The organism is Bacteroidales bacterium (assembly GCA_013314715.1).
GTDB lineage: Bacteria > Bacteroidota > Bacteroidia > Bacteroidales > GWA2-32-17 > Ch61.
In genome coordinates this window covers 1-17,449 of sequence record JABUFC010000010.1, presented here as the reverse complement: position 1 = coordinate 17,449, position 17,449 = coordinate 1, and the positions used below count along the sequence as shown (strand labels likewise).

Sequence of the window (17,449 nt, the reverse complement as noted above, 5' to 3'; positions counted from 1 at the left end):
AGATTTTTATTCTTTTATTAAAACTAATTTTTGTAGTAGTTGTTCAATTCGTTGATGTTTTAATGGATTGCTATCAACAAAGCTAATTCCTTTTATAGTAAAAACTTTGTTAATTAAACTTTTTTCGATGTCGTAATGTTGTTCCGATTTACAAATCCATGTGTCGTTTTGATTGACATACAAATTACAAATCCATTTACCATCAATTGAGTTGTAAAATGCAATATTGCCGTGTTTATCACATACAAATATGCGATGAAGGGTTGAATCGCTTAATACAAAAAGAGGTTTTGTCCATTCGGGTATGATTTCCCATATGATATTATTATTAAAAGTTATGGCTTTTATTGTATTATTTTGTATAATAATGCATGTGTCTTTATTTATGAAATGAGCACCATTATTGGCATATTGAAAATTTTTTTCTTGAAAATTAATTTTTTGGTTGGTAGCATATTGGTTATTTAAAAAACTATAAAGTTCTTCTTGTTCATTAAGGTTTATGGTATTAGAGAAAATAATTTGGTTACTGGGTTTTAATTGAAAAACTAAAATGCGGTTGTCAATATCTTTTGAGTATAAAGTTTGCTGATGTGGTGAATAATATAGTTGAAGTATATCGTATGGCGAAGCTTGAATTTCATTTATTTTTTTGTTGACTTTGATGTTCCAGATTTCTATTTTACCATTGTTAAAGCCTAAAAAAAGGTGTTCAGATGCAACAAAAATGGACGTTATATAGGAGCTTGAATAGTTGAATTTTTTTATAATGCTATCTTTCTGAATATCATAAATAATGGCAACCGATTCCGTATTATTTGCTAAATTAGGGTTATCGGTTTCGTTGTATGTAATAATTGGGTCGTAAACTATTGCTATATATGATTGATAAGTGCTAATATAACTAACACTTGCCTTGAATTTAAAAGGTAGATTTTTATATGTAGTTGTTTTAAGGTCAAAAATCTTTGTCATTCCGTTTTTAAGACCCATTATTATTAATTGATTTTCTTTGTTGTATGCAATGGTGTTAATTTCATTAATAATGGAGGTATAATATCCCATAACCTCACGTAGGTTAAAGCTAAAATCGTATTTTTTGAATTGCCCATAATTATTCAATAGGTGAATACGGGTAATATCGTTATTTATTTCGCCATAAACAACATAGCCAGTATCTATGATTGTACTTAGTATTTCTTCGCCCGAATAGCGGTAAATTCGTAATTCACCATTTTCAGCAGAGCCTACTCCAATCATTTTATTTGTGCGTGATACGAATAATGTATAAGGTTTGGTAGGGGTTTTAATAGAGGTTTCCTCCAATAAACGATTAGTGTCCCAAACGCGTATCATATAATTTTCGGACGATGCTGATACCAATTTACTGCTATCGGGGCTAAGTATAAGGTTGCTTAAATCATCGGTGTAGTTGCATAAGGGAAAAAAAGAATGAGTTGATGCATCAAAAAGTTGTACATTGCCATTTTGAAGAATATTTTGTTTGCAAGTATTACATTTTTTGAAACCAACAAAATAAAAATTGGGGTCTTTTGCCTTTAAAATCTTAATTGCAATAAAGGGCGAGGTAGATATAGTTTCAATAATATTCATTTGAGGATATTGGTACCATGTTAGTTTACCATCGGAAGTACTAACAATGAGATTTTTATTATTTTCACACCACAAAATAGTTTCAACTGAAGCAGAGGCTGTGATTCTTTTGATAATATCTCCTGTTAAAGTATTCCAAACAAAGACATTTCCACCTTCGTCTGCGCTAAATAAAAAGCTATTTGTGTTATCTATTGCAATAGCTTTTATAGTATTTGTGTGACCTATAAAGGTTTTTACAAGATTGCCACTCGAAAAATACCATAATTTTATAGTTTGGTCTTTAGAAACCGTATAAACATATCGTCGGTCGGTGCTAAAAATTAAATGGGTAACGTATGAATTGTGTTTAATAGGTAGTGAGAGCTGTTCGGTTTGTCCAAAAATCGAAATATACAATGATATAAATAATATGATAAATATTATTCTCATAGTTTACCCGAAAATAAGATAAAAATAGTAGGATTTTTTTCGGCGACCCATCTATTTTCATGCCATTGTGATATAGATAGAGTTTGGATGTATTCATTGGGTTGGGTAATATTAGAGGCAATACATAGTAATGAATTGGGGTTGCAAACTTGAATAATTTCGTTAAAAAGATTTTGATTACGGTAAGGTGTTTCAATGAATACTTGACTAATATTTTCGTGAAATGATTGATGTTCGAGTGTTTTTAGTTTGTTTTTTAATGGTTCGGCTTTAACGGGTAAATAGCCGTTAAACTTGAACTGTTGAGCAGGTAAGCCCGAAGCCATGAGTGCTAAAATAATGCTCGATGGACCTACTAATGGGCTTACTTTTATTTTTTGTCGATGAGCTTCAAGAATAATAGGGTAGCCAGGGTCGGCTATTGCAGGGCAGCCTGCCTCTGAAAGCATACACACATTAAATCCTTTTTTTAGTGGGTCAATAAAGAGGGTTAAATGATGCTTTAAACTGTGTTCGTTGAAAACTAAAAATTGACAATCGTCAATAGGAAATTGGGGTATGATTTTTCTTAAAAAACGACGCGTAGTTTTAACTTCTTCGACAATAAAATGTCTGCAGGATGAAATAATTTCAATGTAATATGAATCGTAAAAAAAAGATTGTATTTGATTACCCAAGGGAGTTGGTATTAAATATAAGATACCGGTTGAGTTCATGGGGTAAATTTTAAATTATGGCAAATTTATATTTTTTTTGAATATATCAGCTGCTTTAAGCGGGCGTATATTTTCGTACCATTTAAAATAATCGAGTCTGAATTCAACAGGATTGATTTGGTTTATGGGATAGAGTGTTGCATTCGGTTGTTTTAAAAAAATTATTTTTTTTATTTCATTGTTTTCTATAAATATTGTTATATCAGAGCTTTCGGCTTTGTTTGCTCCAATAATTTCGTTATTGTCTTTGGGGTAATATATGGTTTGACCATTGCCTTTTACATCAACTTTATATAATTTGTTGTTTTTAAAATAGCCGGTCATAGTTTTACCTTTTATTTGATTAAAGAGTGATGAATCTTCGTGTGAAATGATAAAAGCAATATCATTTAAGAATATTTTAAAGATAGAATCGTTGCGAAAGAATATTTTTATTTGTTTGGCAGTTAGTTGATGTTGTTCGCTCCACAAAATAGGGACTTTAAATAATTCCATAACAGAATCGCGGACCGAATAGACCAATGAATCGCAAGCGCCTTGTAAATCGTTTTTATACATTTTAACGTGATAATATGCTTTTAAGTACTTTAGGCTATCGGTTGTTGTTATATAGTAAAGGGTATCGGCATGTAGGTAAAGGGTATCTGTACTATCTTGGATGGCAACAAATAAAGCGCTATCGGTCATAAAAGCTTTATCGGGTTTTTCATGATAACGTCCGTAATTGCCTTTAATAATAATTTTATTGATGCTATCGATAAGTGATACATTTTTGGTTGCAATACCATATTGTTTGCCTCTGTCATAAAATAGGCTATCACCTTTCAGTAGTTTATTTTTACTCCATAAATATGCATTTTTGCTAAAACGACTAATATCTTTTTTGGTATCGTACCAACCGTTTTCACAATATATAAGGTTGGTGTCGCCAATAATTTTTGATGGACCATAAAAGGTTGAAATACCGCTTTGTATATTATATCTTAGCGAGTCGCTAAACATTTTGTATTGTGGATGGGTTAAAATAACATTTTTAACTGCTACAAAATCGCGTAAATGGGCATAATAGTATCCCCATTGACTTACAAGTACACTTTGGTTGCTAATAATTTTACCATAATTAAAATAATAAGCGATATGGGTGGTTCTATCGTAATTAAGTGAATCGCAGTAGAGTGTAGCTTTTTTGTGAGTTAGAGTAACATCGTTTCGAACTTTGGCTATGCGTGTATTGCCCGAATATCCTATATATTTTCCATAGAGATGGATGGTGTCGCTAAAATTAATGTGAACATTGCCATACATTTGAACATCGTTTTGTTCGGTATTGTAATAGGCACTATCACAGGTTAATATAGCATTTTCGTGTTTAAGAGTTACATTCCCAACCATTCTGCGAATATTTTTTCCATATCGCATTTCGTCGTAATCAATAAGATTGGCATTTACAAGCTCAATTTTTTTGATGTTTTGGGCTGTATGGGTAAAGGAGATGAATAAAAAAAATATTGCTAACCCATAAGTTGAATAGTGTTTAATGATTTTGAACAATTTATATTGAATATTGAATAAAAAAAATTTCATTTGTTATTTACAAACTGTTAAGTTGCAGTATCATTGTTTTAACAATTCATCGATGAGCATATCGTTTGTAATTCCTTCGGCTTCAGCTTGGTAATTACGTATAATGCGGTGTCTAAGTACTGGGTGAGCAACGGCTTTAATATCTTCGATGTCGGGGCTATATTTTCCATTAAGCAGTGCATGTGTTTTTGCACCAATGATAAGGTATTGTGAAGCACGTGGTCCGCTTCCCCATGTAATATATTTAGATGCTAAAGGGTGTGAGTTGTTGCGTGATGGGCGTGTGCAAGAGGCTAAGTTTACAGCATATTTTACTACATTAGAATTTACTGGTACTTTATAGATTAGATTTTGAAAATATATAATATCTTCGGCTGTTAAAATTTGGTTTATGTTATCTTCTTTGAGGCTTGTTGTTTGCTCTACAATGGTTACTTCTTCGTCAAAACTTGGGTAGTCGAGCAAAATGTTAAACATAAAACGATCGAGTTGAGCTTCGGGAAGCGGGTAGGTACCTTCTTGTTCGATAGGGTTTTGTGTTGCTAAAACAAAAAATGGTTCTTCTAATTTGAATTGTTTGCCTGCTGCAGTAACTGTTTTTTCTTGCATAGCTTCGAGAAGTGCAGACTGAGTTTTTGGGGGAGTACGATTTATTTCGTCGGCTAAAAGAAAGTTACAAAAGATGGGACCTTGAATAAATTTGAATTTGCGACTATCGTCTAATATTTCGCTTCCTACAATATCAGATGGCATCAGATCGGGTGTAAATTGAATTCGGTTATATTTTAAACCTAATGCTTTAGCTATGGTTGTTACTAAAAGTGTTTTGGCTAAGCCAGGCACTCCGATTAATAGACAATGTCCCTTAGAAAAAAGTGCGGTAATGACTTCATTAATAACTTGTTCTTGTCCAACAATAACTTTTTGAATCTCTGACTTTAATGCGGTATGGGTTTGTTGTAATTGTTTTACTGCTTGTATATCGTCGGTAGCTTGTATCATAGTGGTTAAAGTTTTAAAAGGTTAAACTCACATTTTTTATATTCTTCATCGATGGTGAAGTAGGTCGATTTCATTTTATTGAGTATCCAATTTTTTATTGCTTCTTGTTTTTTGTATTCTTGTGTTAATTGCTGAATATAATTGTAATCTTCTTTGAGGTTAGCTTTATGTTCTTTAAAACGTGCTTTAAGTTTTATGATTTTATATCCTTTTTTTCCTTGTTCGTTCGAAAATTCAAAGGGTTGACTTATTTGGCCGGATTTAAGGTTTTCTATTTGTTTTGCAGTTGCTGGATCAAGTTGGTCTATATCAAATCGGGTTGTGTTATTCATCATATTGACAGCAATTCCTTCGTTATACGCTGTATTTTTATCCATGCTATAAATTGTAGCTGCTTTTGAAAAAGTAATAGAATCTGAAATGATTTTTTGATAAATATTTTGTGCTTTGGCTTTTGCTTTCATTAATTCTTCGAAATTGCTTTTAATGGTAATAAGTATATGACGTGCATTAATTTGTTCACCTTTGCGTTCGATAAGCTGAATAATATGGTAGCCATATTCTGTTTCGATAATGGGCGAAACTTCGCCTTCTTTAAGTTTAAATGCTGCTCCCGAAAATTCGGGTACCATGTCGCTGCGTGTAAAAAAGCCTAATTCGCCACCTCGTAAGGCGCTTCCTGGATCTTCGCTGTAGAGAACGGCTAAGGTCGAAAAACTTTCGCCTTTTAGTATTCGTTCGCGAATATGATTCAGCTTTTCTTTGGCTTCTATTTTTTCTTTTTCGCTGATGGTAGGGTAAATTACAATTTGTTGGTATTCTACTTGTTCATGGATGGTTGGTATGCTGTCGGCGGGGATACTGTTATAAAAATTTCTTACATCGGTAGGTGTCACTTTTATTTTACCTGTAATTTTTTCTTGCATTTTTTCTGCCAACATTTGTTTTCGTAACGATTTGCGTAAGTCGGCTTTAATGTCAATTATCGATTTATTAAAATACTCTTCGAGTTTTTTTTCGCTACCAATTTGACTAATAAAATAACGGAGGCGGCGTTCCATTTCAGATTCTACTTCTTTATCGCCAACAGTTACACTATCGATTTCGGCTTGATGCAATAAGAAGTTTTGATATATGAGTTCTTCTAATATATTACATTTTAAATCGATATGATCGTATTTACTTTTATCGGGCATTTGGTGGTATTGATTTTCTAAGTCGCTTAAAAGAATCGCATTATTTCCGACAACGGCAATAACCTTGTCAATGATGGGCTTTTGACTGTAGCCTAAGTGGCTTAATAGTACGAATAAAATAATAAAAATGTATTGGTTCATGGGTAATAAAATTCTACTTTATTTTTGTTTATGTAATCTTCGAGTGATTTATTTTCTAATTCTTTTATAAGTTTAAGTTTTCGTTGTATAAGAATGTTAGGAATTACTACTTGTTTGGCGCCCCATTCTTTAGGCATTATTTCGCCTATGAGTTTAAAATCTTTAATATTTACGAAATAAGCAAAATTGCTATCAATGACCTCAATGGTTTTATTGTTTTTTAAAAAATCGTTTTGGTTTGAAATATTAATGGGTATATAGCTAAGTACTTTGTCGAAGCTTACCCACTCGTCGTTGAAATTATTGCATTGATATGCATATTTGTTACAAATAACATCTAATGCTTGAATATCAGCTGCTTTTTCGCTTTTGTAAATACTTTTAAGTTTATTGATTTGATTAAAGCTTCGGGGAATTTGAATTAAAAGTGCTTTTACAATGTTTTCGTTAAGTGTTAGTTCGTTTTGATGTTCGTTATAATATTTTTCGATTTCGTAGTCGCTAACAATAGTATCTAAATGTTCTTGAATATAAGCTTGCTGGTAGCGATAAATGAGTAGGTTGTTTTTAAAATTTTCAACTTCTTTTGAAACATCGAGTTGTTCGGCAGATAAATTTTTTTCTGCAATTTGTAATAAAACTTTTTTCTTTGCCCAGTTTTGTGCGTATGTTTGAATAATTGAAAAAGAATCTTCTTTGTTTTTAGCGTCTATTAATAATTCAGCAACATCCGATTGTGTAAGGTATTGATCAAAGGCGCGAGCAATAACTTTATCGTTAGGTAGGTTCTGTTTTTCTTGTTTACAAGAAAATAATCCCAATACTAAAGCTATTGCCCACGTTAATATTTTAACATATTGGGTTGGGTTCACTATTTAACTTGTTTTAAAACTTCTTCGTTAACTTTTACAGTATATTTTTTTCTAAGCTCGTCAATCCATTGTTTTTCTAAGTATGATTGGTAATCGGCTGTAACAACTCCTTTCGTCTCGTGCAATTGTTTAGGTTGTGGTGGAACCATGGCATTGATGTAAATAATTAGCTTTTTATCTTCGAAAAGAGTATATTTTTTATTTTGTGTTTTGTCTTCGTTGAAAGCTATTTTATCAATACCAGGCATTTCGCCTTTGCTAATAAGTTTAGTGTCTTTTTTGGTTAGACAGGTCGATTTTTTATTGATTGATTTTAAGATATCGTCTATCGTTTGTTGTTTTTTATTGTTTTCTATTGCTTTAATTAAAGCATCTTTGCATTTATCATTTTCGTATGTAATCCAAATAGCTTCGGCTCTGGTATCCCACATGTATTTATTTTTATTTTTTTCGTAAAATTCTTTTAATCCTACGGTATCTTTAATGGCTTTGCTCCATACCATTTTATCCGTTAAATCGAATAATAAAATGCCATCGTGATATTCTTGTAAAAGATTAGCAAAAGCAGGGTATTTGGTTTCTAATCGAGCATCTTCGTATGCTACGATTTTTTCGTTTTCCCAATTTTTATATAGTTGTTTGGCGAGTTCTTTTGCTGTTTCGTTGGTAGCTTTTTCTTTTGATTTAGATTTATAGTTGCTTAAATATTGCACAAATTGTTTTTGTATGTATGTTGAGTCTTTTAGAGTAAATAGTGGCTTATCAAGCTTAGCTGTTTTGGGAGCTTTAAAATTGCCGCTATATAAATTGGTGTCAACAAATGCAATTATTTCGTCTAAATTTTTCTTATTAAACGTATAGTTATATTCTTTTTTTAGTTTTTCGATTAGTACGTTTTTACTTTGTTGAGCTCTTGGGTCTTTAGCGATTTTTTGTGCTAAATCGTTGCGTTCGCTTTCGAATGCTGCAATGGGACGGGTTTCAATTTTTTTAATAATGTGAAAGCCGAATGCGGTTCTAAATGGTTTTGTTATTTCGCCTACTTTGGTGTCGAAAGCAGCGGTTTCAAATTCGGGAACCATTCTACCGGTACCAAACCAAGGCAGGTCGCCGCCTCTTTTTGCAGAAGCTTTATCATCCGAGTAATCCATGGCTACTTTGGCAAAGTCTTCGCCTTGTAAAAGTTTTTGGTATGCTTCATTTATTTTTTGTTCAGCTTTTTTTACATCTTCTTCGCTGGCATCGCGGGCAACTAATGCCATAATATGAGCAACTTTAACATCGCCTGGGTTTTCTTTTCGGTCGGTAACTTTAATAATGTGATAACCATACTGACTGCGGACTGGCATCGAAATTTCGCCTGGTTTTAAGCTATAAGCAGCATTTTCATAGGGGAGTACAGTGGTAAAAACAGTTAAGTAGCCTATATCGCCACCATTAATTTTGCTAACATCGTCTTGTGAGAATTCGTTAGCTAATTTGGCAAAATCTTCGCCTTTTAAGATGCGGTTTCTAATATCAATGGCTTTGTTGTATGCTGCTAATGTATCGGCAGGAGAAGCATTTTCAGGAACTTTTATAAGTATGTGACTGGTGCGTATGCGTATTTTTTTGCGTTCGTAAGCTTCACGTACTAATTTTTCTTCGGTCTCTTTATCAACAAAATAAGGAGCTGTTAACTGTTTGCGATAGTTTTGAAGTTCTTGTTTAAAATTTTGTGCTGTGTCTAGGCCATTGGCAATTGCTTCAAATACTTTTAGTTTGAAGTTAATAAATAAGTCTAGATATTCTCTTACAGATTTTTCGTCGGTAACTGAATCTTTGTTGTTTTTGTGAAAAATGCGTTCAAATTCCGATTTTGTAATTTTTTTGTCATTGATAGTCATTAATACGGGGTCGTTGTTTTGTGCATATCCCTTAAAAACTACAATTAAACTCATTAATGTAAAAAAGATACATCTTTTCATAGGTAATTATATTTAAGTTATTTATTATTCTCTGCTATAATTGGGTGCTTCGCTAGTGATAGTAATATCGTGTGGGTGACTTTCTACTACGCCTGCATGGGTAATTCTAACAAATTTTGCGTGATGTAGGTCTTTTATGGTTTTGGCTCCACAATAGCCCATTCCTGCTCTTAAACCACCAACCAGTTGATATAAAACTTCGGATAGTGAACCTTTGTAGGGCACACGTCCCGAAATTCCTTCGGGAACGAGCTTTTTAATGTCGTCTTCCATATCTTGGAAGTAGCGGTCTTTTGAGCCAGCTTGCATTGCTTCAATTGAGCCCATGCCACGATAAGTTTTAAACTTACGTCCTTGGAATATAATGGTATCGCCAGGCGATTCTTCGGTACCTGCAAACAAACTGCCTGCCATAATAGAATGAGCACCTGCTGCTAATGCTTTAACAATATCACCCGAATAACGAATGCCGCCGTCGGCAATAAGCGGTATTCCGGTATCTTTTATTGCCTTAGCAACATTATATATAGCACTTAATTGAGGAACTCCAACGCCTGCAATTACACGTGTCGTACATATTGAGCCAGGTCCAATACCTACTTTTACTGCATCGGCACCTGCATTGACTAAGGCTATTGCGGCTTCGCCGGTAGCTATATTGCCAGCTATGAATTGAACACTTGGGTATTTTTGTTTTGCTCGTTTTAGCAATTCTATTACCCCTTTTGAATGTCCGTGAGCTGTATCTATAGCAATAGCATCTACTTGAGCTTTTACTAATTCGTCAATACGGTCCATGGTATCGTATGTAACGCCTACTCCAGCGGCTACTCGTAGTCTTCCTTTATTGTCTTTACATGCGTTAGGACGGTCTTGTGCTTTTGTTATGTCTTTGTAGGTGAGTAAGCCTATGAGTCGATAATGTTGATCGACAACGGGTAATTTTTCGATTTTATGATTTTGGAGTATTTCGGCTGCTTTTTCTAAATCGACTGTTTGTGTGGTTGTGATAAGGTTGTCTTTGGTCATTACTTCGCTAATAGGCCGATTCATATTTTGTTGAAAACGCAAATCTCTGTTTGTTACAATACCTACTAATACTTTATCTTCGTTAACAACAGGAATGCCGCCAATTTTGTATTCTTTCATAATTTGTAGTGCATCGCCTACGGTGCTGTCTTTATGTATAGTGATGGGATCGAGTATCATTCCATTTTCGGCGCGTTTTACTTTCATGACTTCTTTGGCTTGTCGTTCAATAGACATGTTTTTATGAATGACACCGATTCCTCCTTCACGAGCAATGGCTATAGCAAGTCGAGCATCGGTTACTGTATCCATTGCTGCTGAAACGATTGGGATATTAAGAATAATATCGCGAGTAAATAAAGTTTTAAGTTCTACTTCTCGTGGTAAAACTTCGCTATAAGCAGGAACTAACAAAACATCGTCAAAGGTTATTCCTTCTTGTTCAATTTTATCATTAACAAAAGTCATGAAGTCAATTTTTTAAATGGTTTTAAAAATGGCTCGCAAGTTACTAATTTTTGTCCAATTTTTGTCAGTTATGATTGTTTTTAAAAATTTTAACATTGTTTTTGACTTAAAACGGTAGTAGTTGCTTTTTTATGTGATCAAATTTAGTTAATCTAAAGTTAGATTTTAAGAAAAGGGTTACGAGTTTATTTAATTGTTGATTAAATCGTTGTTTTTGTATTAAATTTTTTGTTAAACAATATTTTATCTCATATTTTTGATGGTGTTTTTAAGCATTTCAATAATCTGTATTAATATTGTTTTTAGTTTGAGTATTATTTTTTATCTTTACAGCATTCAAGCATAAATTATGCAAAAACTTTTTATTAGCATAATATTTATATTTTATATAAATCAAATATTCTCTCAGTCATTTGGTAATGAGTGGGTTAATTTTAACCAAAAATATTATAGAATCCCAATTGCTAAAACGGGTATTTATAGGATAAGCCGTCAAACACTCGTAAATGCAGGATTTAATATCAACAATATTTCACCTAAAAATATTCAAGTTTTTGCAAGAGGAGAAGAACAATATATTTATGTTCATGGCGAAAGTGATGATATTTTTAATACCAACGATTATATAGAGTTTTTTGGTAAAGCCAACGATGGAGAATTTGATAGTTTACTATATGATAATCCGAATGATTGTGTGAATCCTTACATGTCGCTTATTAACGACACCATTTATTATTACTTAACATGGAATACATCTACCAACAATAAAAGAGTTACGGTCGAAGACGACACCGATTTTCAATCGCATTTATCATCGTTGGCTACTTATTGTATGGTTGAACGAATTTACACTGCCCGTTCACAATATTTTTATGGTGACATAGGGGCGTGGTACAACGTTGCCGAGGGATGGGCTGCCAACTATTCAGACTTCAATCTTCCTCAAAGTTATAATATTGTTTCTGATAATTTTGCAAATGTTGCTGTTCCTTATCAAATAAATTTCACCTGCTTTAGTGCTTCTAATGCTTCATATACAGGTATAGGCAATCATCATTTAAATTTGTTTTTTAATAACCAGTTATTAGTAGATACGGTTTTTGCCGGTTATAAAAAAATAAATAAAACAATACAACTTAACGGGAATTTACCATCTACAAGTCAGTTGTTGCTGCAATCGGTCGATGATTTGAATGTTATTACAGATAAACTGGTTTTATCGAATATACGTTTATATTATCCGCATACTTTTGAATTTTATGAAGCTCGACAACAATTTGATTTATATAATAGTACTGCTAGCAATAAAATATATGTTGAAATAGACATTCAGAATAATGGTAATCTTGTTTTGTGGGATTTTCAAAACCATAAGAAAATAAATACGTTGTTCGATAGTGGTAAATATAAAGCTTTAATTCCTAATGGCGTAGAGCCCGTTCGTTGCTTTTACTCTTTTGAAGATTCCATTTATCAAGCAAAAGTATTGCCGGGTAAATATTTAACCGATTATGTTCATAATGCCGAAAAGGCCGATTATATTATTATTACACATGCAAAGTTAAATTCATCAGCAGTGCAATATGCTAATTATCGCAATCAAACAGGATATAAAAGTTTAATTGTTGATATTGAACAACTTTACGATCAATATGCATTTGGAATAGCTAAAAACCCTTTGGCTATTCGAAATTTTATTTATCATTATCATAACGAAAATCCAAATTTGATTAAGCATGTTTTTATTGTTGGCAAGGCTATTCACAGCGAAATGATTCGCAATAATAGTGTTTATTTTTCGCAATGTTTAGTCCCCACTTTTGGTACACCTCCTTCGGACGAATTGCTTGTTACTTTTCGTGGAGAAGAAAAACCTGCTTATTCTATAGGGCGTTTAGCTGCCACTTCAAATACAGATGTGTTAACCTATTTAAATAAAGTTATACAGCATGAGCATGCTGGTACGCAAGAATGGCAAAAACGTGTTCTTCATTTTGGAGGTGGTGTTAATACTTCTGAACAAATAACTTTTGCGGGCTATTTATCGTCCTTGGAACAAATTATTGAAGATACGTTATATGCTGGTTTTGTTCAAACATTTTTGAAAACAACAAGTTTGCCTATTCAAATTACGGTATCGGATTCTATTCGTAATTTAATTAACGATGGTTGTGGGCTCATGAATTTTTTTGGGCATGCTTCATCTGGAGGTTTTGACCAAAATATTGACGAACCATCGACATATAGTAATAATGGAAAATATCCGTTTTTGTTGGCTAATACTTGTTTGTCGGGTGATATTCATTTACCCGATTATATGCGTATTTCAGAAAAGTGGGTAATTATTCCCAACAAAGGATCGATTGGCTTTCTGGCATCGACCGATTTGGGTAATGCAGGTTATTTATTTTTATATTCTTCGGAATTTTATCGTCAGATTAGTTATAAAAACTTTGCTCAACCTGTTGGATATTCTATTAAAGAAGCAATTACTGAACTTTTAAATACAAATGGTAACAATACTAACATGAAAAATACATGTTATGATATGACTTTTCATGGTGATCCTGCCATTAAATTACCTGTCAATATTTTACCCGATCTTACCATTAGTAATCAGAATATTTCATTTTATCCTTCTATTGTTTCGAGCGAACTAGATACTTTTGAGGTTCATGCAGTTGTTACTAATATAGGTAGAGCTGTAACACAACCTTTTTTAGTTGATTTAGTAAGAAATTTTGCTGATGGTTCATCTGAAACAGTTTCTAAAGTTCTTTCACAATGTTTATATAAAGATACAGTTATTTTTCGCTTACCAGTAGACCTTATCCGAGGACCTGGGTTAAACCATTTTTGTATTAAGGTTGATGCCGGTAATTGGATCTCTGAATATAGCGAAACCAATAATGAGGCTTGTGTCGATTTTACCATCAATATTAGCGATATTGTACCGGTTTATCCAACTGAATTTGCCATATATCCATACGATACAGTTACATTAAAAGCATCAACAGGTTATCCGTTTTTACCCAATCAGAATTATATATTCGAAATAGATACTACCGACTTATTTAATAGTCCTTTTAAAAAATCGGCTATTATTAATCATCAAGGCGGAGTTGTAACTTGGAAAACACCGATTATACTCAATGATTGTACAGTATATTATTGGCGGGTTGCTTTACAAAACAATACATCAAATATTAACTGGAAAGAAAGTTCGTTTATTTATATCCCTGGCAAAACAGGTTGGTCGCAAGCTCATTATTTTCAGTTTAAAAAAGATAGATATCAATTTATTGAATATAATAGACCTTATCGTTCGTTCGATTTTATTACAACACCTCGTCAATTGCATTGTCAAACCAGAGGCTTAGGGGTATTCAGTAGTTATTTTGATTATCAGTACAACCTTGAAGGTATTATAGAACGAAGTTCTTGTTCGCCTACAAACGCTATGTTGGTGGTAGTTATCGATCCTCAAACCATAATGCCATGGGAAAGCAATCGCAATAATTACGGACATATTAATTATCCTATTTGCCCTGGTAAAAATAGACCCGACCATTATTACGTTTTTCCTACCGATGCTGCTCATTTCGATTTGTTTGCAAACTTTATTCGCGATACAGTACCCAATGGCTATTACATTTTGACTTATAATTTTTTATCGGGAAATTTTACTAATTGGAACGAAAATGCCTACCAGGCACTTGAACAGTTAGGAGCTGTTCAAATAAGAACAATACCTAACAATGGGGCATATATCTTTTTTTGTAAAAAAGGTGATAATAATGTTGTGTATGAAAGAGTAGGTGGAAATAATGATACTATTTCGTTTACTTATCATATACCGGTTAACTATTCTGAAGGTTATATATATTCTACTTTGATTGGTCCTTCTACTCAATGGCAAACATTACATTGGTTGCCTAAACCTAAAGAACAACCCAATAATGATTTGAATTATTTAAGTCTTATCGCTTATAAAGCTAATTTCGATTCTTCTATTGTAATTCAACAAATGGGCGAAGATACACTCGATTTATACACCTTAAATAACTACATAGATGCAAGTATATATCCATATGTGCGACTTGCTTTAAAAACATCAGACGATTCATTAAAGACACCCACCCAGTTAGTTCGTTGGCAAATTACTTTTGATGGAGTTCCTGAAACAGCTATAAATCCTGAAAAAGGATATTATTTTTATAAAGATACCGTACAAGAGGGCGATTTTATTAAATTCGCTGTAGCCACTCAGAATATAAGTCCTTATGATATGGATAGTTTGTTGGTAAAATATTGGATTCAGGATAAAAACAACAACGTTGTACCCATAGCTACAAAACGATTACGTACACATCCCGCCAGTGATGTGTTAATTGATACGATTCAGTTTAATACTATAGGCTATCCTGGCATTAATCATATTTGGTACGAAGTAAATTGTGTAAACCCAGCTTGGGCAACTTACGATCAGCTTGAACAGACTCACTTTAATAATATTGCCGAAAAAGCATTTTATGTTCAATCCGATAAGGTAAATCCATTGCTCGATGTAACTTTTGACGGGGTTCGAATATTAGATGGCGATATTGTTTCAGCTAAGCCTAACATTACAATTCAACTTAAAGATGAAAACAAATTTTTAGCCTTAAACGACACTTCTTTATTTGCTATTTATTTAACTCAATTAGAAACTAATGCTGAACATCGTATCTATTTTACCAATTCAGAAAACAATATGCAGTTTTACCCTGCTCAATTACCTCATAATAGTTGTAAAATAATTTATTCTCCAACATTAGCCGATGGACGTTATATGTTAAGAGTGCAGGCAAAAGATGTTTCTAATAACATTAGTGGCTCTTACGATTATACTATACGCTTTGAAGTTATAAATAAGCAAACTATTAGCTATGTGTTAAACTATCCGAACCCATTTAGTACATCAACACGTTTTGTTTTTACTTTAACGGGTGCTGAAGTGCCAGACGATATTTTAATAAGAATTTTTACTATTTCGGGGCGAGTTGTTAAAGAAATTAGAAAAAACGAATTGGGCAATTTGCATATTGGTAGAAATATCACTGAATACGCTTGGGATGGTACCGATCAATATGGCGACAAATTAGCCAATGGCGTCTATTTTTATCAAGTAGAAGCCAGATATAGAGGCAACGAAGTAGAACATAGAGCAACCGATGCGGATCGTTTTTTTAAACATGGATTTGGAAAATTATATATATTGAGATAACATGGCAAACCAATGGTTTAAATGCAAACAGTTTGAAATAAAACAAGATAAATGCGGACATAAAGTTGGCACCGACAGCTTTTTATTAGGAGCTTGGGCAAATGTTTCGAATGCAAAGCGAATTTTAGATATTGGAACAGGAACAGGTATTTTAACTTTGATGTGTGCCCAGCGAACCAAAGCTACCATAACGGCTATTGAAGTGGAGAAAGATGCCTTTGAACAAGCCGTCGAAAACTTTCGGAATTCACCTTGGCATGATAGAATTAAATATTATCATACTTCGCTTGAACGTTTTATACAAGTTCGAGAAAAGTACGATGTCATCATTTGTAATCCACCTTTTTTTATGAATGCCATTATTAGCCCCGATGCAAAACGTACTTTGGCTCGACATGCTCATTTGCTTACTTTATTCGATATAGTTGTATTTGCTCAAAAACGATTAAACGCTTCGGGTCATGTGTCTTTAATTATGCCCATTGAGCATTTACAGTATTTTATTGACTTAATAAAATCGAACAAATGGTTTGTTCATCGTCTAACTAAAGTATATCCAAAGATTGGAAAAGAAGCACATCGTATTTTAATAGAATTTGGTAAAGAAAAGAAAGGCCTAGAATACGATGAATTAATTATTGAGTCTGAGAAACGACATATTTATACTAAAAAATATTACGAACTTACAAAAGATTATTATTTGAATATTATGGTTGAAGAAATCTAAAACAGAATCATATCTGTCAAAAATAATTTTTTAAAATTAAAAAAGTAGAAATTGGTAACACTTCAAAAATGAAGTAATTGAAACTTTTGCAATACTCTTTTTTTTTCATTGCGATTCCTCTCATAATAATTGAGTAGAAGAAGCAATCTTTAAATTATTGAAATAAAATTGATTTTTTATTGCTATTACGAATACTGTTTTTTTTAGTTTTGAAAAATGTCTCGAAACGCAATATATTAACATTATTTTTTTTGATTTTTTTGATTATTGTATTAAATTGCATACATGAAACAACTATAAAATAAAAAGTAGCACTGGCAAAGATAAAAGATTTAGAACAAAAACTCGAAAAGCTTGAAGCTATGATATATAAGCTAACTATAAATAACAATTGATATGAAACGATATACTTACATTTTATTTTTCATTTTTGCA

At 32.7% G+C, this 17,449-nt stretch carries 10 protein-coding genes; 2 read left to right on the top strand and 8 right to left on the bottom strand.

Going from position 1 to position 17,449, the window contains the following annotated elements; genetic code table 11:
* Positions 1-6: 6 nt before the first annotated feature.
* From HPY79_03635 to guaB, 8 genes are read right to left on the bottom strand one after another with little or no spacing between them, the layout of a single operon-like run.
* Positions 7-2,046 carry a hypothetical protein gene (locus HPY79_03635; GenBank protein ID NSW44901.1) on the bottom strand — a complete coding sequence of 680 codons (2,040 nt, stop codon included), beginning with the start codon at positions 2,044-2,046 and terminating at the stop codon, positions 7-9.
* Positions 2,043-2,762 (bottom strand): SAM-dependent methyltransferase, encoded by a 720-nt coding sequence (locus HPY79_03630; GenBank protein ID NSW44900.1) that lies wholly within the window; start codon positions 2,760-2,762, stop codon positions 2,043-2,045. The genes HPY79_03635 and HPY79_03630 overlap by 4 nt, the downstream gene beginning before the upstream one ends.
* Positions 2,763-2,777: 15 nt before the next feature.
* Positions 2,778-4,346, bottom strand: coding sequence for an organic solvent tolerance protein OstA (locus tag HPY79_03625; protein NSW44899.1), 1,569 nt, complete (start codon positions 4,344-4,346; stop codon positions 2,778-2,780).
* 30 nt (positions 4,347-4,376) lie between these two features.
* Complete coding sequence (locus HPY79_03620) at positions 4,377-5,348, bottom strand: MoxR family ATPase (protein ID NSW44898.1); 972 nt, start codon at positions 5,346-5,348, stop codon at positions 4,377-4,379.
* A 5-nt stretch (positions 5,349-5,353) separates the two neighbouring features.
* Positions 5,354-6,685: a peptidylprolyl isomerase gene (locus HPY79_03615; protein NSW44897.1), complete on the bottom strand. Its 1,332-nt coding sequence runs from the start codon at positions 6,683-6,685 to the stop codon at positions 5,354-5,356.
* A complete protein-coding gene (locus tag HPY79_03610; GenBank protein ID NSW44896.1) occupies positions 6,682-7,557 on the bottom strand; it encodes a hypothetical protein in 876 nt (291 codons plus the stop codon). The genes HPY79_03615 and HPY79_03610 overlap by 4 nt, the downstream gene beginning before the upstream one ends.
* Positions 7,557-9,524 carry a peptidylprolyl isomerase gene (locus tag HPY79_03605; GenBank protein ID NSW44895.1) on the bottom strand — a complete coding sequence of 656 codons (1,968 nt, stop codon included), beginning with the start codon at positions 9,522-9,524 and terminating at the stop codon, positions 7,557-7,559. Before HPY79_03605 ends, HPY79_03610 begins: the two co-directional genes overlap by 1 nt.
* A 24-nt stretch (positions 9,525-9,548) precedes the next feature.
* The gene (guaB, locus tag HPY79_03600; protein NSW44894.1) at positions 9,549-11,021 is read right to left on the bottom strand and encodes an IMP dehydrogenase; all 1,473 of its coding nucleotides are present in this window, start codon (positions 11,019-11,021) and stop codon (positions 9,549-9,551) included.
* A gap of 349 nt (positions 11,022-11,370) precedes the next feature.
* Here guaB and HPY79_03595 point away from each other — a divergent pair, with 349 nt between their 5' ends.
* Both HPY79_03595 and HPY79_03590 read left to right on the top strand, forming a co-directional pair.
* The gene (locus tag HPY79_03595) at positions 11,371-16,287 is read left to right on the top strand and encodes a hypothetical protein (protein ID NSW44893.1); all 4,917 of its coding nucleotides are present in this window, start codon (positions 11,371-11,373) and stop codon (positions 16,285-16,287) included.
* A gap of 1 nt (position 16,288) precedes the next feature.
* Positions 16,289-17,014: a methyltransferase gene (locus HPY79_03590; GenBank protein ID NSW44892.1), complete on the top strand. Its 726-nt coding sequence runs from the start codon at positions 16,289-16,291 to the stop codon at positions 17,012-17,014.
* Positions 17,015-17,449: the final 435 nt, after the last annotated feature.